At 52.3% G+C, this 24,131-nt stretch carries 24 protein-coding genes; 8 read left to right on the top strand and 16 right to left on the bottom strand.

Annotation, left to right across the window (positions count from 1 at the left end; all coding sequences use genetic code 11):
• Positions 1-4: 4 nt before the first annotated feature.
• The 4 genes from yccS to ACN06F_RS17950 form a co-directional block, all read right to left on the bottom strand.
• On the bottom strand, positions 5-2,236 hold the full coding sequence (yccS, locus tag ACN06F_RS17965) for a YccS family putative transporter (RefSeq protein ID WP_433924447.1): 2,232 nt from the start codon (positions 2,234-2,236) through the stop codon (positions 5-7).
• Between the two features lie 244 nt (positions 2,237-2,480).
• Entirely contained in the window at positions 2,481-2,837 is a 357-nt protein-coding gene (locus ACN06F_RS17960; RefSeq protein ID WP_009723280.1) for a hypothetical protein, read from the bottom strand.
• The gene (locus tag ACN06F_RS17955) at positions 2,837-3,109 is read right to left on the bottom strand and encodes an HU family DNA-binding protein (protein ID WP_009723279.1); all 273 of its coding nucleotides are present in this window, start codon (positions 3,107-3,109) and stop codon (positions 2,837-2,839) included. Before ACN06F_RS17955 ends, ACN06F_RS17960 begins: the two co-directional genes overlap by 1 nt.
• 104 nt (positions 3,110-3,213) lie before the next feature.
• Complete coding sequence (locus ACN06F_RS17950; RefSeq protein WP_433924446.1) at positions 3,214-4,404, bottom strand: NAD(P)/FAD-dependent oxidoreductase; 1,191 nt, start codon at positions 4,402-4,404, stop codon at positions 3,214-3,216.
• Positions 4,405-4,491: 87 nt separating this feature from the next.
• On the opposite strand from ACN06F_RS17950, the gene ACN06F_RS17945 reads away from it, so the two are divergent.
• The 6 genes from ACN06F_RS17945 (at position 4,492) to ACN06F_RS17920 (ending at position 9,435) form a co-directional block, all read left to right on the top strand.
• A complete protein-coding gene (locus tag ACN06F_RS17945; RefSeq protein WP_319618685.1) occupies positions 4,492-5,073 on the top strand; it encodes a chorismate--pyruvate lyase family protein in 582 nt (193 codons plus the stop codon).
• A gap of 34 nt (positions 5,074-5,107) precedes the next feature.
• The gene (gene ubiA / locus ACN06F_RS17940; protein ID WP_038479706.1) at positions 5,108-5,998 is read left to right on the top strand and encodes a 4-hydroxybenzoate octaprenyltransferase; all 891 of its coding nucleotides are present in this window, start codon (positions 5,108-5,110) and stop codon (positions 5,996-5,998) included.
• 122 nt (positions 5,999-6,120) lie between these two features.
• Positions 6,121-6,810 (top strand): phosphate regulon transcriptional regulator PhoB, encoded by a 690-nt coding sequence (phoB, locus tag ACN06F_RS17935; protein WP_009723274.1) that lies wholly within the window; start codon positions 6,121-6,123, stop codon positions 6,808-6,810.
• Positions 6,811-6,812: 2 nt separating this feature from the next.
• Entirely contained in the window at positions 6,813-8,129 is a 1,317-nt protein-coding gene (phoR, locus tag ACN06F_RS17930) for a phosphate regulon sensor histidine kinase PhoR (RefSeq protein WP_038479701.1), read from the top strand.
• Between the two features lie 282 nt (positions 8,130-8,411).
• On the top strand, positions 8,412-8,714 hold the full coding sequence (locus tag ACN06F_RS17925; RefSeq protein ID WP_038479698.1) for a hypothetical protein: 303 nt from the start codon (positions 8,412-8,414) through the stop codon (positions 8,712-8,714).
• A 394-nt stretch (positions 8,715-9,108) separates the two neighbouring features.
• Complete coding sequence (locus ACN06F_RS17920; RefSeq protein WP_038479694.1) at positions 9,109-9,435, top strand: hypothetical protein; 327 nt, start codon at positions 9,109-9,111, stop codon at positions 9,433-9,435.
• Positions 9,436-9,533: 98 nt separating this feature from the next.
• On the opposite strand, the gene ACN06F_RS17915 is transcribed toward ACN06F_RS17920, so the two are convergent.
• The 7 genes from ACN06F_RS17915 to ACN06F_RS17885 all read right to left on the bottom strand — a co-directional run bounded on the left by ACN06F_RS17915 (position 9,534) and on the right by ACN06F_RS17885 (position 16,099).
• The gene (locus ACN06F_RS17915; protein WP_095603395.1) at positions 9,534-10,013 is read right to left on the bottom strand and encodes a copper chaperone PCu(A)C; all 480 of its coding nucleotides are present in this window, start codon (positions 10,011-10,013) and stop codon (positions 9,534-9,536) included.
• 125 nt (positions 10,014-10,138) lie between these two features.
• Complete coding sequence (gene cysZ / locus ACN06F_RS17910; RefSeq protein WP_038479688.1) at positions 10,139-10,873, bottom strand: sulfate transporter CysZ; 735 nt, start codon at positions 10,871-10,873, stop codon at positions 10,139-10,141.
• A gap of 68 nt (positions 10,874-10,941) precedes the next feature.
• Positions 10,942-11,667, bottom strand: a complete 726-nt coding sequence (phoU, locus tag ACN06F_RS17905; protein WP_038479685.1) for a phosphate signaling complex protein PhoU — start codon at positions 11,665-11,667, stop codon at positions 10,942-10,944.
• Positions 11,668-11,697: 30 nt separating this feature from the next.
• Positions 11,698-12,513, bottom strand: a complete 816-nt coding sequence (gene pstB / locus ACN06F_RS17900; RefSeq protein WP_038479682.1) for a phosphate ABC transporter ATP-binding protein PstB — start codon at positions 12,511-12,513, stop codon at positions 11,698-11,700.
• Complete coding sequence (gene pstA, locus ACN06F_RS17895; protein ID WP_038479680.1) at positions 12,507-13,931, bottom strand: phosphate ABC transporter permease PstA; 1,425 nt, start codon at positions 13,929-13,931, stop codon at positions 12,507-12,509. Before pstA ends, pstB begins: the two co-directional genes overlap by 7 nt.
• On the bottom strand, positions 13,931-15,049 hold the full coding sequence (locus ACN06F_RS17890; RefSeq protein ID WP_433924445.1) for an ABC transporter permease subunit: 1,119 nt from the start codon (positions 15,047-15,049) through the stop codon (positions 13,931-13,933). The genes pstA and ACN06F_RS17890 overlap by 1 nt, the downstream gene beginning before the upstream one ends.
• Positions 15,050-15,145: 96 nt before the next feature.
• Complete coding sequence (locus tag ACN06F_RS17885; protein ID WP_433924444.1) at positions 15,146-16,099, bottom strand: PstS family phosphate ABC transporter substrate-binding protein; 954 nt, start codon at positions 16,097-16,099, stop codon at positions 15,146-15,148.
• Positions 16,100-16,183: 84 nt separating this feature from the next.
• On the opposite strand from ACN06F_RS17885, the gene ACN06F_RS17880 reads away from it, so the two are divergent.
• Positions 16,184-16,597, top strand: coding sequence for an acyl-CoA thioesterase (locus ACN06F_RS17880; RefSeq protein ID WP_038479674.1), 414 nt, complete (start codon positions 16,184-16,186; stop codon positions 16,595-16,597).
• Between the two features lie 79 nt (positions 16,598-16,676).
• Here the strand turns inward: ACN06F_RS17880 and ACN06F_RS17875 are convergent, their stop codons facing one another.
• From ACN06F_RS17875 to hexR, 3 genes are all read right to left on the bottom strand, one after another.
• A complete protein-coding gene (locus ACN06F_RS17875; RefSeq protein WP_038479672.1) occupies positions 16,677-17,765 on the bottom strand; it encodes a TRAP transporter substrate-binding protein in 1,089 nt (362 codons plus the stop codon).
• A gap of 136 nt (positions 17,766-17,901) precedes the next feature.
• Positions 17,902-20,100 carry a DNA helicase II gene (gene uvrD, locus ACN06F_RS17870; RefSeq protein ID WP_433924443.1) on the bottom strand — a complete coding sequence of 733 codons (2,199 nt, stop codon included), beginning with the start codon at positions 20,098-20,100 and terminating at the stop codon, positions 17,902-17,904.
• Positions 20,101-20,181: 81 nt separating this feature from the next.
• Positions 20,182-21,036 carry a transcriptional regulator HexR gene (gene hexR / locus ACN06F_RS17865; protein WP_038479662.1) on the bottom strand — a complete coding sequence of 285 codons (855 nt, stop codon included), beginning with the start codon at positions 21,034-21,036 and terminating at the stop codon, positions 20,182-20,184.
• Between the two features lie 280 nt (positions 21,037-21,316).
• On the opposite strand from hexR, the gene ACN06F_RS17860 reads away from it, so the two are divergent.
• Positions 21,317-21,529, top strand: coding sequence for a PA3496 family putative envelope integrity protein (locus tag ACN06F_RS17860; protein WP_038479659.1), 213 nt, complete (start codon positions 21,317-21,319; stop codon positions 21,527-21,529).
• Positions 21,530-21,664: 135 nt separating this feature from the next.
• Here ACN06F_RS17860 and ACN06F_RS17855 read toward each other — a convergent pair whose 3' ends face one another.
• Both ACN06F_RS17855 and ACN06F_RS17850 read right to left on the bottom strand, forming a co-directional pair.
• Positions 21,665-23,008: a sodium-dependent transporter gene (locus tag ACN06F_RS17855; RefSeq protein ID WP_038479656.1), complete on the bottom strand. Its 1,344-nt coding sequence runs from the start codon at positions 23,006-23,008 to the stop codon at positions 21,665-21,667.
• Between the two features lie 153 nt (positions 23,009-23,161).
• Positions 23,162-24,016 carry a DUF72 domain-containing protein gene (locus ACN06F_RS17850; RefSeq protein WP_120386035.1) on the bottom strand — a complete coding sequence of 285 codons (855 nt, stop codon included), beginning with the start codon at positions 24,014-24,016 and terminating at the stop codon, positions 23,162-23,164.
• Between the last annotated feature and the right edge of the window lie 115 nt (positions 24,017-24,131).

Here is a 24,131-nt window from a genome sequence, read left to right as displayed (position 1 = left end):
ACGCTTAAGCTGCGGTGCTCGCTTCTTGATGATTCTCTACTGGTGTCTCCGTTAAGCGGTTGGCGGCTTCACCAAGAGGTCCTAGCTGTTCAGCAATCAGGCGTAGCTGGCTTTGGATGGGACGGTAAAGGGCAATGGCGTTTTCGTCTCCCTCTGAGCCCTTCTTATCGAAGGAATCTGAGGCATTCTGCTCTAGCTGCGCGAGTAGGTCGTTGACTTGGTCAGCCAAGGGCGTGACGGGTTGGCGCTTGGTGAGTTGTTCTGCCAGTTGCTCCAGCAGCTCGCTGATGCGCTTGGCAAGGGGCACTAAGGCGGCGTCGTCCTCGTCTTCAGCCAACTGATGGCGGTGAGCGCCAAGGGCAGATAAGTGGCTTAGCAGCGTGTTAGACAGCACTAGAAAGCGTAGGCCGCTGTCGGCGTCCTGTTTGCGATAGTGCCCCGGCTCGTGGAGCATATTGGTGAGTAGCGTTGAGAGCGCTGCATCGGCATTGTGGGCATTGCGGCGGGCTAACCGGTAAGCCAAATCGTCCTGCTTTCCCTCTTCATACTGGTGAACTATCTCATCTAAATAACGGCGGTGGTTGGTGAGGACTTTTGCGGCCTCTCGGTACAGCCGACGCCCTTGCCAGTCAGGCAGAATAAAAAATACCGCTAGCCCGGCAATCAACGAACCCACCAAGGTATCCAATAGCCTAGGTAAGATCAGATTAAAACCGTCGCCGACCTGGTTAAAGCTGCACAGTACCAGCAGTGTGATTGAAGCAGTGGCGATAACGTAGTGACGCTCGCGGTTGGCAAAAAAACAAACGCCCGCAGCCACCGCAATCATGCTTTGTATGCTGGCTTGGGGGAACAAGCTAATGGATGCCCAACCTGCAATGAGGCCAAGCACCGTGCCGAAGATGCGCTGTGAAAGAAAACGACGCGTGGTGGCAAAGTTCGGACGGCAGACGAACAGCGTGGTGAGTAAAATCCAAAACCCCTGTTCAGGGTCAAGCCACTGGAGCAGCCCATAGCCTACTAACAGCGCGGTGGATAAGCGCACCGCATGGCGAAACGTGGGTGAACCCAGCGTCAAATTTAGCTGAACGCGTTTCCACGCTTCTAGCACGCTGGAGGGGGAGCGGTCGTAAAGCGAACTATCACGACGATCATCGTCGGTATCTGGGTTGTGAGCACTGGCAATCTGAGCTTCCAGGATAGACAGGTTATCGGCAAGTGCATTGAGCGGGTGCATAAGCGGACGCCATTCCGGCTTACCGTGCTCGCTTAAGTTGTCGATAGAAGCGCGTAGATCGGCCAGCGCCTGCTCACTCTGTTCATGACCAAAGGGGCGGTTAAGCAACAGCGATTTGGCTAGCTGGCGGCAGGCGCGGCCTTGCTGGTCTAAGAGTCGCTGGCAACGAAACAGAACGTCATGGTGAAAAAACGCTTCGGTGAGCGCGCTATAGGGGTAGTGGGTAGAGCTTGCCCGCTCGTGTATATCCTGGGCGATAAAGTAAATCTGTAGATAGCGATTTAGCTTACGGCTGCCACGTTGCCCCTCTAGGCGGCGGAAAATCATCTCTTTCGCTTGGTTGAGTGCATCGACTACCTTGCCGTTTTGCCTGGCTAGCGCCACGCGGCGCGCCTCTAGATCGACCCCACGAACAGGCTCAAACAGCGCAGACTTTAAGATTAAAAACTCACCTAGCGCTTTATATACCCGCGCCATACTTTGTTTAACTGGCTGGCGCGAAAAAAGGGCGCACCATAGGATTGAGATAACCCCATACCACGCGGCTCCTGCAAGCAGCAGCAACTGCCTGGAAGCCACGTCTTCATCCACGCCACCGTGCTGTTCAATGTTGATCATTGAGTAGATCGACAGGATTAACGTGCCTGACGCAATGGTCGCGTACCGCTGACCAATGGCACCCAGCATAATTAACGTGAAGGTAGAAACCGCCAGCCCAACCGCAAACAGCCACGGCCAAGGGAAAAGCCACTGAACAACAAACGAGGCCGAGGCAAAGCAAGCAAGTGTCACCACCAGCGCCTGGAAGCGCCCCTGCCAGCTGTCATCAGTTTCAGAAAGCGCACTCGCAATAATGCCCAGAAACAGCGGAATCACCAGCGCGATGTCTCCTGCCAAACCGCTAAACAGCAGCGCCCCGCTGAACGCGATAAACACGCGCAGGCTGTAGGCAAACTTGTCCAGGGTCCATAGACGCCGCAAAGGCAATGAAATAGGCATAGAGTCTCTAATGGGTCGCTTCTTTTAGACTTTAGTTTAATGCTTAGTATAGAGTGAAGCGTGTGTGCTTGTCTTTACCCGCTGTTTTCAACGGCTGTGCTCAATGGCTATACAAAACGTAACCGAGCAAGCGTGATGCTTGGCAGCGAGGGGCTGGTCAGTGAGAGCCTAGTCTGAAAGATAGCAGGGGCAATAAGAGAAATCTTAGGAAGGAACCCGCCACCTTGAGGTGGCGGGTTAGTTATTACATATTTTTCAGTAGCTTTTGAAGCTTGTTCATATCGGCGGAGTCGCCCACTAGGCGGACTTCACCGGCTACCATGCCATCTAGAAATGCCTGTTGCGTTGGCTTTTTAAGGATTTTCAACGCGGCATCCTGATCGCGAAAACGAAGCTCAAGGTCTAGGTCAACGGGTAGCCCTTTGCCGGTATCAATGCCTTTCGAGGTCATTCGATAATACCGGGCAATGCTGAGGTCTTCCGTGGCAACGCCCCAGTCCAGTCCGCGCATTCGCTCAAGTTGCTCACGAAAGCGCGGCTTGCGTCGCAGGGCTCTTTTAAGCAGTAAGCTCAGTAGCCACAGCGTCAGCTTGAGTTTCATTAGGAAACGGCGTCCTTAAGCGCTTTGCCCGGCTTGAACGCAACGTTTTTACTGGCGGGAATCTGTAAAGGCGCGCCAGTTTGCGGGTTTTTACCAGTACGTGCGGCACGCTGGCGCACGGTAAACGTTCCAAAGCCAATCAGAGCGACATCTTCGCCTTTGGCAACGCTGTTAGTGATTTCGTCCAAGATAACGTTCAGGACTTGGCCAGCTTTGTCTTTGGATAGATCAGCGCTTTCAGCAATTGCGGCGGCGAGTTCAGGTTTGCGCATAAAGGTATCTCCCTATGTGAAAATCAAGCGTAAGTTCATCTGTGTTGTTAGAAGCACTGCCCAGCTGGTTAACTTTTTTAGCCTAGTCGCTAAGGCGGCGAAAATCAGCCTAGCAGCGCAGGTGCTACTCTGGAAAGCTCCACTTTCCTTCTCACGCAGCTGCCTGTCAACGCAAATCCAATCAAACGACCGTCTTTATTTTCAGCAATCGCTGTCATTTCACCGCCTTCTCCCTCAATTCTCCACCGTGCTGGTGTGGTTACCGGTGGGTAGGCAACCACGGGTAGTAATGGCGTTTTCACAATGACGGGCCACGCCCCAAAGCTGACGCTGGTTGGTTTTCCGGCGAGGGTCGACGCCAGTGCTTTTACGCTCGCCTGCAGGGGCTGCACGTACATAGCGTTAACTCCCTCAACGCAAGCCACATCGCCCAACGCAAATATGTTCGGTCGAGAGGTGCGTAACTGGCGGTCAACCACAATGCCGCGAGGGCTAACCGCCAGCCCGGCTGCTTCGGCAAGTTGAGTGCGCGGAACTAAGCCAGTGGCGAGTAACGCGATGTCGGCAGCATAAAGGTCGCCATTATCAAGACGAAGTGATAGAGCGTCATCTACGTTAAGTGCCAGTGTTGTCAGGTTATGTCCTAAGGCAAGTTGGATGCCTGCCTCTTGGAAAGCATCAGCCAGTGCCTGGCCGAGCGGTTCGGGGAGCAGGCGTTGCAGCGGTGTACTTTCTGGCGCAATGAGAGTGACTTGGTGGCCGCCAGCATGGAGATCATTGGCGAACTCGCAGCCCACCAGCCCAGCACCGACAACCGCGACACGTTTAGTAGGCGTTGCTCCTAATGCGGCATAAAAGCGGCGATACTCGTCTAAGTCGTTAATGGTGAAGCATCGTTTGGCGACACTTTCGGGCACGCTGAACGGCCTATGGGGAGCCGCCCCAGTGGCTAACACCAGATCGTCATAGTGGAGCTGTTGGCCATTACTTAGTTCTACGCGTTGGTTATCCACATGCAGGTGTGCGACCTGGGTGTGGGTAATTAACTCAGCGTCCAGTTCTTCTGCGACGCTGCTGGCGTCACGTTGGGCGAGTTGGTCTGGCGTTAAGCGTTTCGCAAAGCCTGTAGAAAGCAGCGGTTTACTGTAATCATCGCCACTATCGGCACTAATAAGGGTAATGGCACGTGTATCACCCTGTCGGCGTAGGGCGCGCGCAAGGCCAATCCCCGCCATACCGGTGCCAATAATAATCAGTGTCGAATGGGAATATAGCGATATCTCGTGTGAGGGCATGCAGTCACCAAAAGTCGGCAGAACAAAAGCCTGTGAGGTCACCATGTTACACTAGCTTTCTGTGTATTGACCGCCTTGGAGACTTTGGTGATCGCCCCTACTGTTCGGCAAGCTTCCCTATTTCCTCATCGACTATTTCCTCACTGGCTCCCTGTTGCTGCGGCTCGCCCTGCAATGAGCGCTTCGTGGTGGCAGTGGGTGGCATCGACGGACTCCTTAACGACGCGGTTAACCGTCGCAGGCGGCACAAACGCGTTTCGGGTGCAATTGTTACGTCAAACGATTGGCTTACCTCTGCGGGACGAAGCGCTAGCGCTGGGAATTGAACCGCGCCGCTATGCATGGCTGAGGGAAGTAGCGTTGTGTGTAGGTGATAAGCCCTGGGTAGTAGCACGCTCGGTAGCGCCACTTAGTCAATTACAAGGTAAGGGGTTAGAAGGGCTTGGCGAGCGTTCACTAGGCAGCTGGCTGTTTCAACAACCTGACTTGGTGCGTGGGCCACTCTACGCCACTCGCCATCAGCCACGCTTTGTCGCGGAATACTCTGCGTCGCTTTTAGATAGCGTATGGGGTCGGCGCTCAGTGTTTCAGCACAGTGGGCTGTCGCTGTTAGTGCAGGAATACTTTTTATCAACCATGGCAGATGATCTTGCCCTGTCTTCGCGCTAGGCTATCGCCAGCGTTTTCTTTTTGAGAGGTAAGCATGGACCGTTCTCTGTTGAGGCCAACGGGATGGGCACGAGTGGCTGATTTTTTACATTTAATGCGGTTGGATCGCCCGATTGGTACTTGGCTATTGATGTGGCCCACCTTGTGGGCTTTGTGGATAGCGGCAGAGGGCGTGCCTGGACGGAATGTTCTGCTGATCTTTATTGCTGGCGTTTATGTGATGCGCGCTGCGGGCTGCGTGGTTAATGATTATGCTGATCGTCATTTCGATGGCCATGTAAAGCGCACTAAACATCGTCCTCTAGCCACTGGTCGTATCAGTGAAGCCGAGGCGCAGCTGCTGTTTATAGCGCTGGTAGCCACTGCTTTCATTTTAGTGCTATTGACCAATTGGTTTACGGTGCTGTTGTCGATAGGTGGTGTTGTATTAGCGTTCATTTACCCGTTTATGAAGCGCTACACCCATTTACCTCAGGTGGTGCTGGGGGCTGCATTCTCTTGGGCGATCCCCATGGCATTCGGTGCGGTATTGGGTCATGTACCGTTTGAAGCATGGCTATTGTTTAGCGCTAATGTGCTGTGGACCGTTGCCTACGATACTCAATACGCCATGGTTGACCGCGACGATGACCTAAAAATTGGTATCAAATCTACCGCGGTGCTGTTTGGTAGCGCTGATCGTCTGATAATTGGTGTGCTGCAAGTGGCGGCACTTGGACTACTTGCCTGGGTAGGATGGCGTGTTGGTTTAGGTGGCTTTTTCTGGCTTGGGCTAGCCGCTATGGCTGCCACGTTTGTCCACCAACAACGATTAATTGCTGGCCGTGAGCGCGACCGCTGCTTCCAGGCATTTCTTAATAATCATTGGTCAGGCTTGTTAATTTTTGCAGGTATTGCACTAAGTTGGTGGCCAATAACTGGCTAAATATCCTCTATGTCATAGAATTGTCATCAAGTCATGGTGTTATCGTCACTGACATGTCTTTGAACTGTTTTTTTGAACTATTTTTTTAAATTAGTTTTCATTGAACACCGTGAGGCCCTGGAATGACCGCCAAGACCGTTTTGATTGTCGATGATGAGGCGCCTATTCGCGAGATGATCGCAGTGGCGCTGGAAATGGCTGACTATCGCGTGCTTGAAGCGGATAACGCCCAGGATGCCCACGCGATGATGGTTGACCACCAGCCAGATCTGCTTTTGCTGGATTGGATGATGCCGGGCACCAGTGGTATTGAGCTTGCAAGGCGCTTAAAGCGTGAAGAAGCCACTGCCGAAGTGCCTATCATTATGCTGACCGCTAAAGGCGAAGAAGATAACAAGATTCAAGGACTTGAGGCCGGGGCGGATGACTATATCACCAAGCCTTTCTCTCCCCGCGAACTGGTGGCTCGCTTAAAAGCAGTATTGCGACGTACTACCCCCCGTGGTGTCGAAGATCCTATTGAAATTAATGGCTTGCTATTAGACCCAGTAAGCCATCGTGTGAGTGCTTACGGTAAGGCGTTAGAAATGGGGCCGACGGAGTACCGCCTGCTGCAGTTTTTCATGACGCATCAAGAGCGCGCCTATACACGTAGCCAACTGCTCGATCAAGTGTGGGGTGGTAACGTATACGTTGAAGAGCGGACGGTAGATGTTCACATCCGACGTCTACGTAAGGCCTTAGGGGAAGCTCACCAGAGTCTCATTCAAACGGTGAGAGGCACTGGGTACCGTTTTTCCGCGCGGGTGTAACGGTGCGCCTGTGGAGCCGAGAACTATGGCGGATTGCATGGTTAGCTGCCCTGGGGGCTTGTCTCGGATGGTTGCTAGGTATGCCAGGGCTTGGGGTTGCTGCAGGCCTTGCCGTTTGCTTGGTTTATCAACTGCGCCAACTGCGTGCACTCTTTAAGTGGTTAACGCTCCACCCTCATGATGAACCCCCTGCTGCAAGCGGTATGTGGGGCGAACTTTTTGATCGCTTGTATCGCTACCAAAAGAGCCAACGGATTACCCAGAATCGCTTACGTGCCACCCTTGCACGTATCCAGGAATCATCCGAAGCGATGCGTGACAGTGTCGTTATGCTAGATCGACATGGTGACTTAGAATGGTGGAACAGTGCCGCGACCGAAATGCTGGGCTTACAAACGGCCCACGACCGTGGCCAGCATATTACCAACCTGCTTCGTGATCCTCGATTTATCAGCTACTTTAATGCGCGTAAATACGGTGAGCCGCTGACCTTAACGTCGCCCATCGATGAACGGCGTATCCTGCAATATCAAATTACACTCTATGGTGATGATGAACGCTTGGTAATGGCGCGAGACATTACCCGTTTGCATCGCCTAGAGCAGATGCGTCGTGATTTTGTCGCCAATGTTTCCCATGAGCTGCGCACGCCGCTAACAGTACTGACGGGTTATTTAGAAACTTACGGCGACTTGAAAGAGCAACTTCCACCACGTTTGGGCCGAGGTATTGCTCAAATGGAAGAGCAGACGAAGCGTATGCAAAACTTAGTCAATGATCTGCTACTGCTCTCTCGGTTAGAAATTGACCAAGGTGGCGAGGATCATCATGCGCTGGTGTTAGGGCCGATGCTCGACAGTATTCGCCGCGATGCGCTAGCGCTCTCTAATCAACAGCACAATGTCCAAGTCGTGCTTGAAAGTGATGCGCGGCTCATTGGCAGCGAGCAAGAACTGCATAGTGCGATTTCAAACCTAGTGTTTAACGCTGTGCGGTATACGCCAGAGGGTAGTCAGATAACACTTCGCTGGAAAACCATGCCGAATGGCAGTGCTTGTATTGAAGTCGACGACGACGGCGAAGGAATAGATCCTGTCCACATTCCGCGTTTAACCGAGCGTTTTTATCGTGTTGATAAAGGTCGCAGTACGGCTACCGGTGGAACGGGCCTTGGTCTAGCGATTGTGAAACATGTGCTGCTGAGACATGATGCACTGCTACAAATTGAATCCCACCCTGGCGAAGGGGCTCTCTTTCGCTGTGTTTTTCCGCCATCACGCGTTGTCGAAGACGAGTCCATACCGCGCAATGCTGTCTAGATGTTGTATAAGTGTGTCACGGTGTCATGTAAGTATGGTCAAATAATGCTCATGTGCCATTTGTAGCCACTTTTCCTGCCTAAGTTGAAAGATTCTAAACGTCTTATTTATTTCTTAAAATATATAAATTAATGTTTATTAACGTTTTTTTTATTATTTTTTGCTTTTTGGCATGGCATATGCAGTGTCTTAGATAAGAGAGAAAACCACAGGAACTGGTAAGCCGAAAGGCAGTCTTTCTTACCATTTAGCAGTATTGAACAGCGATCGAGGAGATGGAATATGATGTCCAAGGAATTACTCAAGAAAGCTGGTATTTTAAGTGTAGCGTTTGGTCTGGTTGCTAGCCCTGCGGTATTTGCTCAAGAGCCAGCGGATCCAGCAAACAATATTTCCCCAGATGAACAGCCTGTCGATTCTCAGCCTGGAAGCACAACAGATTCAAGTGATTATGACAGCCAAGATTTGACCCATGACGAAGGTGATAACGCCAGCGACATGAATCCTAGTTCAACGAGCCAGGACGATTCAGAGTCCGGCTATGACAGCACAGATGAGTTGCCTGAAGAAAATAGCGGCATGTAACATTAACTTTGGTTACATATCTTTTCAAAAGGTATTATAACTCTTACGCTTATGGATGAGCTATTCAGAGGCAAGGATGTCAAATCGCATGGATGCTCCTAGATTCAAGGATTGAATCTTTCGACGGTCAACACGCTAGTTAGGGTTAATTCCAAGGTTGGAGCCCCTCAAACGGATAGGAAGCTAGCGTTACGTATCGCGATACTAAGAGTGCTCAAGACCCCACTTCGGTGGGGTCTAATTTTTTGTGTATAGTATAATCATTGTTACATTGCCCACTGTTTCTTGGTATTAGAAATGCAATTATTCAGATGACACGTTCAGCGACTGGCAAAAAAGGGTACCTTGTATCATTACATTGTCGGTTGCTCCATGTAGTAAGGAGCTTTTATTTATGTTGTTGAAATCATTTGTTAAAAATACTTCAGTTTTGGGCCTCTCGCTGGGCCTTATCGCAAGCCCAATGGCATTTGCGCAATCTTCCATTGAGTTGAACCAAGAGCGTGCTGATAACCAAGAAATTATTCAGCCTCAATCTCGTAACACATCGGGCCCTGCGACCTATTCAGCTAAGGATCTGATTAACGACAATGACAATACTCTGATATACACTCCCTCAAGCCGTTCCAGCACAACCGATGATGACTCTAAAGCTAAAGATAGAGCAGGATATCACGCTGAAGAACTCAACCGTGAAGAGGGTAGCAGTACACGCTGGTAAAGAAGGCTGTGGTTAAAAGTGAGTGACAAATAAGTTTTTTAGTAAAAACCCCGCTTTGACGGGGTTTTTATGGTTAAGACGATTATCGATTGATCCCGTTAATGCTGATGATGGCGATCAGCCGCGTTGCTTCCTTCTTGGGCGCTTTGAACCCAAACTTCTATTTCAATATCGTCTTGCTGGGCAAATTCGAGTGTGATTGGAAACCGGTCACCTTCTTCCAGTGGCTGGTGTAATCCCATTAGCATTAAGTGATAACCGCCACCCGGGCGCATTGTCAGCGTTTCGTCTTTAGCGATTTCGATAGCACTGACGTGGCGCATTTTCATCATATCGCCTTCCATCTGCATATCATGTAGCTCAACACTTTCGCTCACAGGTGTCTGCGCGCTGACCAGTGTGACGGACTCTGTATGAGCCGTAATATCCAGATAAGCGGCACCATTTGCCACACCTGGGGGGGTTGGCGTGGCAAAAGGATGAGCGATCCTTAACTGGTCGGTTTGAACGTCGTGAGCCGACGCGAGAGAGATTGAGCCAGTGAGGAGAGCCGTCAACCAGAGTGCGCGGGTCAGCATGGTCGTATTCCTTTTAGGGGCCTTATCTTCTTAACAAGGCTTATGCTTAATCTTGAGAATAATAGTGCAGCCAAACAACCTTAAGGTAACAAATAGGTTGTGTCAGCGTTATAGCGATTAAGCCATCAGCGATGAGGCGTAATGTCGCGCGTGCCGCGGTAGTGGTCGTCCCACATTAATACGGCGCCTGCCACTGCACCGGGAATTAAGAACAGGTTGGCGAGAGGGATCCAGGTCACTAGCATAATCAACCCGCCGTAGGTGAGACTTGGCCACCACCGTTGCGATAGTCGTGTCCGCATATCGCGAAACGTTATCTTATTGTTATCCATAGGATAATCTAAATAAGTGATTGCCATGATCCACGCGGAAAAAAGGATCCACAAAACAGGAGCTATCAGGTTTAGGCCGGGTATCCAGCTAATAATAAACAGTATGACCATGCGTGGCAGGATATAGCCGAGTTTGACTAGCTCGCGACCCAAGGCATCGACAGCGGTTTTAGCGAGCCCACGGTCATCCAGGGGTTCACGCCCTGTCGCTTGACGTTCTACCTTCGCTGCTAAAAAACCATAGAAAGGTGCGGCGATTAAGTGGGTGACCAGGGTGAAGGTAAAAAAGATCACCAGCAGCAGGCTGATAAAAAACAGTGGCCAGATTAGCCATGAGAGCCACTCAAGCCAGCTTGGTACCATTGTCATAGCACTGTCTAGCCAACCAGAAAAGCGGTTGACCACGAAACTGAGCATGCTGGCATAAACGATTATATTGACCACGATGGGTAGGAAAATATAGCGCCGCAGACCTTTCTGGTATACCAAACGAGTGCCTCGGCTCAGCGCTGTCATCGCATCCAACATGTTTGCTCCTTAGAAAAAACGCCCAGAGGGGATATCTGGGCGTATTGCAGGAGGAATCGCGTGCTAGGTCAAGATTTTTTAAGTACCTGCGGGTCGATCGCGTCGGGATCGCTATGGCGAATATCTAACCCTTTGACCAAGTAGACAACGTACTCCGCCAGGTTGTTGGCATGATCACCCACGCGTTCTAAGGCACGTAGCACCCACATAATGCTAAGTACGGAGCTAATCGAACGTGAATCTTCCATCATAAAGGTCATCAGCGAGCGCATGGCGCTACCATACTCGTCGTCAACGAACTCATCTTCGCGCACAACTTGCATTGCAAGATCGGTATCAAAACGAGCAAAAGCGGTAAGTGCATCGCGAAGCATTTTACGTACATGCTCGCTGATATGGCGTACTTCCACTAAACCGCGAATGTTGCCACTATTTTCGCTTAACAGCAGCGCATTTCGAGCAATTTTGCTGGCTTCATCGCCAATACGCTCAAGGTCAGACGTTGCGCGAATAACCGCCAGCACTAAGCGCAAATCGGAAGCCGCTGGCTGACGACGCGCTAATACCCGCGTACATTCATCGTCAATTTGCAGTTGCAGGTCGTTCACTTGGCGGTCATTGTCGCGCACTTTCTCAGCAAGACGGCTGTCACCTTCCAGTAGCGCAAAAACAGCATCTTGCACTTGTTTTTCCACCAGACCGCCCATGGCCATCAGGTGGGTTTTTAGCTCCTCCAGCTCTTGGTTGAACTGGCGAGAGATATGTTGGCTGTGGCTATCGCTCGTAATATCCATTGAGCACTCCTGACGTGATGTCTTTGGGGCCTAGGTGATGCGGCCGGTGATGTAGTTTTCGGTGCGTTGTAAACGCGGGTTGGTGAACACTTGATCCGTTGGCCCGTACTCAACGAGTTCACCGTGCTGCAAAAAAGCCGTGTAGTCAGAAACCCGCGCGGCTTGCTGCATATTGTGGGTAACCAGCACAAGCGTTAGCTGTGATTTAAGGTTACGAATCAGCTCTTCAATTTTCAGCGTCGAGATCGGGTCTAAGGCTGACGCTGGTTCATCGAGTAGCAGTACATCCGGCTGTACGGCAAGCGTACGAGCAATGACCAAGCGCTGCTGCTGGCCGCCAGATAGCTGCCAAGCCGAGCGGTGCAGACGATCTTTAACCTCATCCCACAGTGCTGCCGATGTAAGTGCCCATTCGATAATGTCGTCCCGCTTCCGCTTGGGTAAGCGTTGCTGTAAACGCAGGCCAAAGGCCACGTTTTCATAAATTGACATAGGGAAAGGGTTGGGTGTTTGAAACACCATCCCAACGCGCCGTCGCAACTCGGTAACATTCATGTCCGGGGCATGAATATCCTGACCTTCAAGCTGAATATGGCCACTGTGTGTTACCGATTCATTAAGGTCGTGCAGTCGATTAATCGCGCGTAGCAGCGTTGACTTTCCACAGCCTGAAGGGCCAATAAAGGCCGTTACACGGTGGCGTGGTAGGTCTAATGTTAGATCGCGCAACGCCATTTTCCCCGCATAAGCGAGGTGAAATTTTGCAATGCTCAAGCAGCGCTGTTCGGCAGGAAAATGCGTCACGGGCGCGAGAGCCGCTTTGTTGGACGATAAAGACGCTAACATTCGTTTCCTCGCTGACGCCTTAGATAATGACGCAGAAATATGGCAGTTAGATTAAGCACGAGTACGATTAACACCAGCAGCAGTGCGGTGGCGAAAACCAGCGGAATTGCGGCCTGCACATCTTCACCATGAAAGGCGGTATCAAATAAATGATAGCCGAGGTGCATAAACTTGCGCTCTAGATGAAGGTAGGGAAACTCACCATCTACAGGCATTTGCGGCGCTAGCTTGGCGACGCCCACTAGCATTAGCGGCGCCACTTCGCCCGCGGCTCTGGCGACGGCTAAAATCATCCCCGTTAGCATGGCGGGCGTTGCCATGGGCAACACCACCCGCGTCAACATTTCCAAGCGTGTCGCACCCAGCGCAACGGCGCCTTCCCGCTGGGCATCGGGTATGCGTGCTAGCCCTTCTTCGGTAGCGACAATCACTACAGGTAACGTGAGCAAGGCAAGTGTTAGCGAGGCCCAAAGAAGGCCGCCGGTTCCAAATGTGGGTGAGGGCAGTTCATCGCTAAAAAACCAGCTGTCGATAGAACCGCCTACTCCGTATACAAATACGCCAAGGCCAAACACGCCATAAACAATTGAGGGCACGCCTGCCAAGTTGCGTACTCCAATGCGAACTAAGCGTGTTAGGCGGTTTTGGTGAGCGATTTCGTTTAAGTAAATAGCCGCGAGAACCCCAAACGGAGTAACGATCACTGACATCAGAATGACCATTAAGACGGTGCCAAAAATGGCTGGCCAGACACCTCCGCCAGTATTTGCGGCGCGTGGCCCTTCACTTAGAAATTGCCAGATGCGTTGCCCCCAGGCGATGGTTTTTTGTCCCCAGGACATGGCATTTGGTGATTGAAAGTAGGTAACACTTGCCAGCGGCTGTCGAAGTATTTGGCCATCGGCAGTGGCTAGCACTAACGTTCCAGGGGGCCGCTGCTTGACGGGTAAGGCAAGCGCATCATGGATGAAAGTCCAGGCAGCTTGTTCTGTTAACCGTTGATCGCCACTCTCCACCGTCATTAAACGGCCTATAAAATCACCCCATGGGGTGCGCGTTAAGCGGATAAGGTCGGCTGGCTCGGCCTGTTGGCTAATATCATCAATGGTAATCCACTGCCAGTTGCTTCCTGTAATATCCTGATTACCAGTGAAGTAGAGCCGTTCTGACCCTGCTCCCTTGGGCAGCGTCGTTTCACGAACTGGCTGCCCAATGACGATATCGCCTGACTTGAGGGTAACTTCCTCTAATGGCGCTGGCCAAAAATGGCCTAACCCCCGAATCGTCAGCAGCGTTAATAATGCTGCCAACATTAATAACGAAAGCGCCACGCAGGCAGCACAAAGCCAAGGCCAGAGCCCGCTGCCGCTCATTTTTAAAAAACCAACGTTTGAAAAAACAGCCCGCTGCCAACGCATCAGAGTGAGCTCCCTAAGCGTTGATAGCGTCGGCGCAATCTCTGTCTGACAATTTCAGCTAACGTGTTCACCACAAAGGTAAAAATGAACAAGGCCAGTGCCGCCAGTATCAGTAAGTGATAGGTCAGCCCGCCTGGTGAAGCCTCGGGAAGCTCAATGGCGATAGAGGCTGATAGCGAACGTAACCCTTCAAACGGACTGGCACTAAAGAGCGCGGTGTTACCGCTGGCCATTAACACAATCATGGTTTCGCCCACGGCGCGGCCAGCGCCAATCATCACCGCTGAAAAGACTCCAGGACCTGCCATGGGTAGGGCAACTTTCCACAGTGCTTGCCAGCGGCTAGCGCCTAGCGCTTGAGCACCTTCCATTAAGGTAGGGGGAACATCGGCAAGTGCATCTTCCGCGAGCGAATAAATACTGGGAATCACCGCAAATCCCATCGCAATACCCACAATCAATGCATTTCGGGTGGCGTAATCAAGGCCGTAACGTTGATCAAGCAAGCGTCGCAGGTCGCCGCCAAGCCAGTGTTGTTCAATGATGGGAGCAATCCATATTGCCAGTACAGCCATGCCAGCCAACCAGGGAATAAGCCATAAGCCTGCCCACGAAAGCGGTAGTTGTTGGCGAACGTGAGCGGCCGTCCGATACCATAGATATCCCGCTAAGGCTGCACTAAGAGGTAGCCAAATAATGATCATCAAGGCACTGGCCAGGTTTCGTTCCACCCAGGGGGCGAGTAATAAACCGGCAATAAATCCGATGACAACGCCAGGCACTGCTTCCATCAACTCAAGTGTTGGCTTCAAACGGCTACGGAGCCGTGCTGACATAAATAGCGCAGAGTACATTGCCGCGCCTAGGGCAATGGGCGTTGCGAATAGCATAGCAGCCAGCGCGGCTTTTAACGTGCCCCAGGCAAGAGGAGAGAGTTTAGCGAGGCTGAACGTGTCGCCAAAGGCGAGCAGCGGTAGCGTTTCCCATACAAGGAAGACGCCAATAGCTAAAATTGCCAACAAAACACCAATACCACCGGCAGTGATAAGCCCGGTAGCAAGTCGGTCTTGTATATGGCGCAGCGGCTGACGCGAAAAGGGTAGCCGGGGAAGAGTCATGTCGACATCATAGAAAAGCGAAAGCCATCACGAAAATAAGCATGCATGGTCGAGTCTCCTTACCCTATCGTTTATTTATGACAATTAAATGACAGTTCACGGGTGTTGGCGCTGAGCATCACGCAGCTGATTGGGTAGCGGCACAAAGCCAGCTGCTTTGACAATCTGCTGACCCTCTTCCGAAAAGATAAGTGTCAGAAAGGCTTGCTCCACGGGCGGCAATGACTCGCTGGGTGGCAGGTTCACGTAAAGATAGAGATCGCGTGATAATGGGTACTTTCCTTGCTGAATCGAGCGTTCGTTGGGCGCAACGGCTGTGCCGGATTCATCTACTAGGCGCAGTGCGCGCACCATCGGATTTAAATGGTTATAGCCTGCATAGCCCATAGCATTGAAGGACTCTCCTACCGCAGCAATGACCGCCGATGAACCTGGGTGTTCACTGATATCTAGGCGAAACTCGCCATCGCACAGGGCTCTTTCCTGAAAGAGGCCATGGGTACCTGACGCTAGGTTACGACCATGCAGGGCTATTTGGCCATAAGGCCAATCCGTCGCCGGTACCAGCGTACTCCAGCGCCGGATGGGGTGGGGAGCACCGCAAGCGAGGCTAGTTGAAAAAATCGCATCAACTTGTTGGAGTGTCAGGGTATCCAATGGGTTATGGCGATGTACCACCACCACTAATGCGTCCCGAGCAACACGAAGCTCAAGCGGTGGATAACCGTAGCGGTCAATAAACTGCTGGCGTTCTGCATGGGTCATGGGGCGTGACATCGGCCCTAGGCGGGTGGTGCCAGCCACTAAGGCAGTCGGCGCGCTGGCTGAGCCGCCGGCCTGAAATTGCAGGTTGATATCCGGGTGGCGGGCGCTTAAGGCTTCGCCCCAGCGCAGCACTAAGCCTGCCATAGTGTCAGAACCGACGGCACCTAACGTGCCGCTCACCGAGGTTGGCTGCCCCCAGGCAAGATTGCCCGCCATTAGAAGCCAGCCAGTCAGAAGCAGTAGCAGTTGATGTTTTCTCACACGTCGTAAATTGTAACGCTTCAAACGACACCCCTCTTGTGATTAACTATTACCAGCCTATTGCGATGCAGCAACATCACAACAATAACCTTTTGAAGCGACCACCTTATGACACCGCTGGACACCGATTTGGACGATGTACCTGCTCCGCAGGGGCAGCTCACCTTAAAGTTACTGGCTTCTCGGCAAGATACCAATCTCTATGGTGATATTCCGGGCGGTTGGTTAGTTAACCAGATGGATCAAGCCGCCGAGCTAGCTGCGGGCCGAGAGGCAGGCGGTCGCACAGCGACCGTGGCTATCGAAGCGATGGATTTTTTAAGCCCGGTGCGCGTGGGGTCTATGGTGAGTGTCTATACCTGCGTGCAGGAAATAGGCCATAGCTCGATTAAGATTGATGTTGAGGTATGGGTGCGCCCACCTCAAGGCCGTCACTTGGAAGAGCGACAAAAAGTGACCGAAGCGCGCTTTGTTATGGTGGCGTTGGATGATAATGGGCGTATCCGTGCGGTGCATAGCTGAGAGATTGGTTGACCATTAACATCGCAAAAGGGCGCCTCGGCGCCCTTCTTTGTGTCGCTACTAAAAGATGGCGGAATTTCTAGGCGCCGACATTATCGCGGTTTTTCAGGTAAGCGTATTCGCCTACATCACTGAACGGACGCACCAATTTCTGGAAGGCTGAGTAAGAGTCATAAACGCGGCGAGACTCTTCGTCATTGTCTACTTGGCGTTGGATCGCCTCTTTTGAAGATTCATACAGCGCTGCCATCACGTCTTCTGGGAAGGTGCGCAGTTGAACACCGTGTTCATCGACTAGTGTTTCAAGCGCCTGAGCATTACGGTAGGCAAATTCACTGATCATGGCGAGATTAGAGGCCCGTGCGGCTTCACGGATAACGTCTTGCAGATCTTCTGGCAGGGAATTCCAAGCGTCTAAATTGACAGTGCCTTCCAGCACGGCTGTCGGCTCGTTCCATGCGGAGGTGTAGTAGTAATCCGCCACTTGGTGAAGGCCAAACGCCATATCATTGTAAGGCCCGACCCAGTCCGCTGCATCAAGTGCGCCGGTTTGCAGCGAGGTGAAAATTTCTGAGCCTGCCATAGTGACGGTACTGACGCCAATGCCGTTCATCGCTTCGCCAGCAAGGCCTGGCAAGCGAAGTTTTAGGCCCTGCATATCGTCTAGGGAGTTAATCTCTTTTTTGAACCAGCCGCCCATTTGCGTGCCGGTATTACCGACAGCGAAAGGCTTAAGGTTGTGGTTGGCGTAGATTTCATCCCACAGTTCCTGACCGCCTCCGTGATACAGCCACGCATTCATTTCGGTGGTGTTCATACCAAACGGCACAGCGGTGAAAAACTGTGAGGCCGCGACCTTGCCGCGCCAGTAGTAGGATGCGGAATGCCCCATCTCTGCAGTACCCGCAGCGACCGCATCAAACACTTCAAGTGCAGGCACAAGTTCACCAGCACCGTGTACACGTATGCGCATGCGGCCATTGGAGAGCTGCTCGACCCGGCGCGCGAAGTCATTGGCACCTGTGCCAAGCGCTGGGAAGTTTTTCGGCCAGGAGGTCACCATATCCCAGGTATAGGTTTCGTTGGCGCTAGCAGTGGAAACAAAAGGTGCAGCAGCGACACCGGCGGCACCGAAGCCGGCGGTTTTTAGAAATTGGCGGCGTTGCATGGCGGGCATAACTCCGAAATTATCTGATGTTTTTTTATTAACGCGCAGTGAGCGCAGTGTCCATCAGCCAGTATGCGCTAAGCAGGTTTTAGTGGGCAAGTGCTCGCCTACAGCTTTACGCTTACGTTAACGCCACTCAAAGAGGGGCGAGTTTGGCAAACCCTAGCACGAGCCATTTCACCCCTTCACCTTCAAAGCTGACCTGTACGCGGGCGCGGGCCCCTTCGCCCTCCGCATTAAGAATGATGCCTTCGCCAAACACCGGATGCATTACCCGCTGGCCAACATGCAGGGCAGGCAGGTCGCCGTCGCTTTCAACACGCTGCTGCGCAAAACTTGAGCGTGAAGCGGTAACGGGACGGGAAATATGACCACGTAGGCGGACTTCTTCCAACAGATGAGGCGGCAGTTCGCGTAGAAAGCGCGATGGCCTGGGGAACACTTCTTTGCCGTGCAGGCGGCGAGTTTCAGCATGGGTCAGGTAGAGTTTCTGCATCGCACGGGTAACGCCGACATAGCAAAGTCGTCTTTCCTCTTCGAGCCGCCCTGGCTCTTCGATCGACATTTTATGAGGAAATAGGCCCTCTTCAACACCGGTAATAAAGACTATGGGAAACTCCAAGCCCTTAGCAGAGTGCAGGGTCATCAGCTGCACGCTATCTTCAAACTCATCGGCTTCATGGTCGCCTGCATTAAGCGCCGCTTCGGATAGAAACGCTTCCAGCGCTGCCATGCCTTCGCCTGCCTCCGGGGTTTCGAAAGCATCGCCATGGGTAAAGGCGCGCGCAGCAGTCACCAGTTCTTCCAGGTTTTCCACGCGCGCCTGGCCTTTTTCGCCGCGCTCGCTTTTGTGATGCTCGATCAGGCCAGTATGAGTGGTGATGTGGTCGATAATTTCATGCAGCGGCAGGCCAGATGCATCGTTGTCTAATTGCTCAATGAGGTTGGCAAATGTCTGCACCGCGTTGGCTGCACGGCCTTTTAGCGTGCCGTCTTGAATGGCATCGTGCAGCGCCTGCCACAGTGAAATGCTTTGCTCTCGGGCGCGATGGCGCACAATCTCTACCGTGCGGGTGCCAATCCCGCGGGTGGGCACGTTAATCACACGTTCCAGAGAGGCATCGTCATCACGATTAAGCAGTAGTCGCAGGTACGCTAGGGCATTTTTGATCTCTAAGCGCTCATAGAAGCGATGCCCTCCGTAAATACGGTAGGGCATACCTTGGCGGATCAGCGTCTCTTCCAGTAAGCGCGATTGAGCATTGGAGCGGTAAAGAATGGCAACGTCGCGGCGATTAAACCCTTCATCGACCTTTTCTTTGATGGTATCGACGATATAGCGGGCTTCTTCTAAGTCGTTAAACCCGGCGTAAACAGAAATAGGGTCGCCTTCGACACCATCAGTCCATAGGTTTTTACCCAGCCGCTCGCTGTTATGACTGATCAGCGTGTTAGCGGCCTCCAGAATCGCGCTTGTGGAGCGGTAGTTCTGCTCTAGGCGTACGGTGTGAGTGTTAGGAAACTCCTCCTCAAAGCGGCGAATATTTTCCACTTTGGCGCCACGCCAACCGTAAATTGACTGATCATCGTCACCGACGGCGGTCATGGGTGTTTGCAGCCCAGTGAGTAGTTTTAACCACGCGTATTGCAGCGTATTGGTGTCCTGAAACTCATCGACTAATACATGACCAAAGCGCTCGCGGTAATGATTTAGCAACGGCGGGTTGTCACGCAACAGTTCTAGGCTGCGCAGTAGCAGTTCACCGAAGTCCACTAGGCCGCCGCGTTCGCAGATAAATTGGTAGCGCTCATAAAGCTCTACCATCTGGCCAAGATAACCATCGCCGTCCACGTTTACTTGGTGGGGGCGAAGTCCTTCCTCTTTGCAGCCAGAGATAAAGCCTTGCACTTGGCGGGGCGGGAAGCGCTCATCATCGATGGAATAATCTTTGAGCATCCGTTTTACCAGCCGTAACTGGTCATCGGAGTCGATGATTTGGAAGTGCTGTGGTAGCCGAGCATCCTGCCAGTGAGTGCGCAGTAGGCGGTGAGCGATAGAGTGAAACGTGCCGACCCAGACATGGCGCATGGAGATGCTCAGCAGCGCTTCCAGACGAGTGCGCATTTCCCGCGCGGCCTTGTTGGTAAACGTGACCGCCAGCAGGGCATAGGGCGAAAGCCCTTCGGCCTGCATTAGCCAAGCAATGCGATGAACCAGCACGCGGGTTTTACCGGACCCGGCACCCGCCAGTACCAGTAAGTTACCCTGAGGCGCGCTTACCGCTTCGCGCTGGGCAGGGTTAAGCTGATCAAGTATCGCCGTGACGTCGTCCATATAAGCCGCTGCCGGTTCGAAAAATGGGCGGCCAGTTTAGCACAGCCAGCGAACTGGCTGTGCATACAGTCGAATGGGCAACTACGGCTCTTCAGGAAAACGCAGCGTATTCAGGCTCTTCTTGACGGCTTTCAACTGCTCAGCCAACTTCGGACCGCGCGTTTTGGCAACGCCGACGGCGAGGACGTCGATAAGCACCAAATGGGCGATTCGTGAGCTAAGCGGCGTGTAGATTTCGGTATCTTCATGCACATCGATATACAGCGGCAGACTCACTTCGCCGGCCAGCGGTGAGTCACTCGGGCACAGGCCAATAACGGTAGCGCCTGCTTCGCGCGCCAAGCGAACGCTAGCGACCAGTGCTTTGGTACGGCCTGTTTGTGAGATGGCGACCACGACATCACCCTCTTTTAGCGTGACCGCCGACATATTTTGCATATGCGGGTCAGCATAAGCGGAGGTCGATATCTGCAGGCGGAAGAACTTGTGCTGGGCATCGAAAGCCACGGCACCGGAGGCCCCAAAGCCATAGAACTCAACGCGGTTTGCCATGGCGAGAGCGTTGACCGCACGCCCGAGGGCATCATTATCAAGCCGGTCGCGCACCGATAAAAGTGTGCCCACGGTGGAGTCGAAAATGCTGTGGGAAAACTCGGCAACCGAGTCGCTATCGTTCATAGAGAACTGGGCAAACTGACTACCACTGGCCAGCATCTGGGCAAGTTGGAGTTTAAAGTCCTGGAACCCGTTACAGCCGAGTGCGCGACAAAAGCGTACAACGGTGGGTTCGCTAACTTTAGCCTCTGTTGCGAGGTCGACAATCCGCATATGGATGACCTCGTCTGGGTTGCGCAGTACGAACCGCGCAACCTTTTGCTCGGAGCGACGAAAGTGCTCCATGCGGCGTCTCATTTCATCGAACAGGGCGCGGCTCACATTAAGCTCCTTAAATTCTCTTTAGTACTTATGCAGATATGCTCACGACAGTATGCCTGAGTGCTTGTTGCAGCGTATGTTGCAGCAAGCACGATGCAGAAACAGTATAAATGCGATTTACTCATGCGTTTAAATGCCGTTAGGGCATTTCAACTGGATTCGTCATCATTTTGTCAAGTAGGTTATAGTAAGAAGTGAAGTGCCGCACTGCATCATTTAAATAAACAGTCGTCACGGATGCAGGTGGACGTAGGCATATTCACCTGGAGGAACGTCGATTATGAGAAACGTCGAACGAATCACCTCGGTAAAAAGCGAACTACTCGACATCTTTATGAGTATGGAAGTGGATGAGCATGTTGAGCGTCGGCGTAGTGCCGCCCAGCGCAGCCTGAGGGCGCGTAGGGGCATAGAGCTGCATCGGGAATTTCAGAAGTTATCGCGGGATATCGCCCCCTTGGCAGATGATGAGCAAGAGAGCGAACTGCATTAAAAAAGTGCACTAAAGAGTGCACTTAAAAAGGTAGGCTTAAAAAGTATACCTAAGGGATTGTAGAACGCTGAAGCAGATCCGCCCCGCTCATGCACAGGGCGGTACTGCTCAATAGTGCTGATTGTCAGTGAGGGCTTAGAGTAGCCCGGTGACGAACACTGCAATAACGCCTGCGGGCGCTATAAAGCGCGCGATGACGTTCCATACGCTAACGCCTGTGGACGAAAGCCCCAGTTCAGCCTCTACACTGTCACGCTTCAAACACCACGCAACAAATATAATTGCCCCTAGCCCGGTTAATGGCAGCAAGATCTTGCTGGTAAACGTATCGAGTAGATCAAAAATATTAAGGCCGAAGAAAAGCACCTCAGACCACACGTTAAACGACAACAATGCGGCGACGCCCAGTACCCAGACACCAATCCCGCTTGCTAACGTGGCGGTAACGCGAGACATTGCAGTGCGCTCTTCAAGCATTTCTACCGTCGGTTCCAACAGTGAAATCGCTGACGTTAAGGCAGCAAAGGTCAGCAGCAAGAAAAACATCAAGCCCAAAATTGTACCGCCTGCCATATTACCGAAAGCCAATGGCAACGTGACAAAGATCAAGCCTGGACCTTCTCCAGCACTGAGACCATTAGCAAACACAATGGGGAAGATGGCTAGACCCGCCAGTAGTGCAATCACCGTATCAAGAATGATCACCGTGCGTGCCGTGCTGATCAGGTTAACGTCTTCGCCTAGGTAGGAACCGTAGGCCATCATGATGCCCATACCCAGCGATAGGGTGAAGAACGCTTGTCCCATCGCGGCGAGTACAACACCGCCGTCAAGTGCATCCCAATTCGGGCTGAACATAAAGGCTAGCGCTTCACCAAAATAGCCGCTGGTCATGCCGTAGCCCACCAGTATCAGCATTAATACCACCAGAGCAGGCATCAGCAACCGTGCTGCGCTCTCAAGGCCCTTGGTTACGCCACGTGCGACGATACCAATGACGAGGACCATAAAGGCAGTATGCCAAAGCAGCAGGGTAATCGGGCTAGCCAGCATGCCGCCAAAAAGGCCACTAATCGCATCAGCATCTTGGCCGTTAAACGTACCAATGACTGAACTGAGGGTGTAGTTCAGCGACCAGCCCCCAATGACGCTGTAAAAAGACAGAATCAGGAACGCCGCTAATACGCCGCTCACCCCGATTAACGCCCACGCCTTGGATTTACCATGATCGGCTGCTAGGTCCGCCATAGTGTTGATTGGATTTTTCTGGCCACGACGACCAATCATCCATTCAGCCACCAAAATGGGCAGGCCCACCAACGCCACGCAAGCAAGGTAGACAAGCACGAAAGCTGCCCCACCACTGTCGCCCACCATGTAAGAAAAGCGCCAAATGTTACCAAGGCCAACGGCTGAACCAGCGGCCGCTAGCACAAACCCCATGCGCGATGACCACTGTGCATGTGCAAGTTTTGCCATGAAATCACCTGTTTAGTTAATTGTAATAAGGCGTTATTAGCCTAATGTGCCGATTTTCGGAAAATAGAAAGGTTCCAGCGTCATTTTCCGAAAGTACGCGCAATTTATCCGATCATGGTGGGGGTTGCCAGTCAGTTAGCCTAAAAAGATCGGTCAAAACAGTTGGCTCTGCTTCTCGTCGGCGAATGGCGAAAGCGCTGGCAAAGTGATGCGTTGTTGAACTTCATGGTACAAACAGCGCGCCAGTTCTGGTGACGCTCGGTTATCAGCGGTATGCACAAATAAGAAAGGGGTTTTCCCCTGACTTATCCACAGGATGAGCCTGTCTATCCACGGCGTGAAATAGTCCCTATTAATTGTTTTGTCAATATGGCCAATAAAGCGAATGACTGGATAATTTGCTGTGGAAAGCACGTGTAGCGGGAGTTTCGGCTTTTCTTGCTGTGCATGCGCTAAACCAGGATGGTCATTGGCGGGTGTTGAAAATACCGGACGAACATCAAGCATTACGCGATTGGCTGAATAAGTTATTAACAAGCGGTTAAGGGCTTTTTCTGCCTCTCCTTTGAGGAAAAAAGCGGGGTGGCGTACCTCCACTGCGCACGGTAAGTAGGCCGGCCATTGAGCAAGAAGCGCTTCTAGCTGGGGGAGCTCCGAAGGGCCAAAATCACGTGGTAGCTGAACCATGGTAGGACCAAGGCGATCATGGAGGGGCGTGAGTGCCTTGAGAAACGCCCAGGCATTTTCTGGCTGGGTTAAACGCTGGTCATGGGTGACTGTGGCAGGAAGTTTAAAGCAGAAACGAAAATGAGGCGGTGTTTGCCGCGCCCACGCGGCCACCGTTTCTGCCTTTGGTGCGCCGCTATAAAACGTTGTGTTGCCCTCAACGCTTGAAAAGACCGCCGCATAATCGCTTAACAGGTCAGTTTTGGCATGCCTTGGATAGAGAGTGCCAAGCCAATCCTGATTGGCCCACATGGGTAGGCCAAGGTAAAGCGGTAGCGTCATGTTAAGGCCTTTCGTGGTTATCTTTATACTAGTGTAACTGTTTCATAGAAGCGTTTAGGCGCTTTTCTAGGGCATTGTTTCTAGGGCATTGTTTCTAGAACATTGTTTCTAGAAC

The organism is Vreelandella sp. 21 (assembly GCF_050995515.1).
GTDB classification, from domain to species: domain Bacteria; phylum Pseudomonadota; class Gammaproteobacteria; order Pseudomonadales; family Halomonadaceae; genus Vreelandella; species Vreelandella alkaliphila.
Note: the sequence above shows the minus strand (reverse complement) of the source record. Positions and strands in the feature narration are given on the sequence as shown.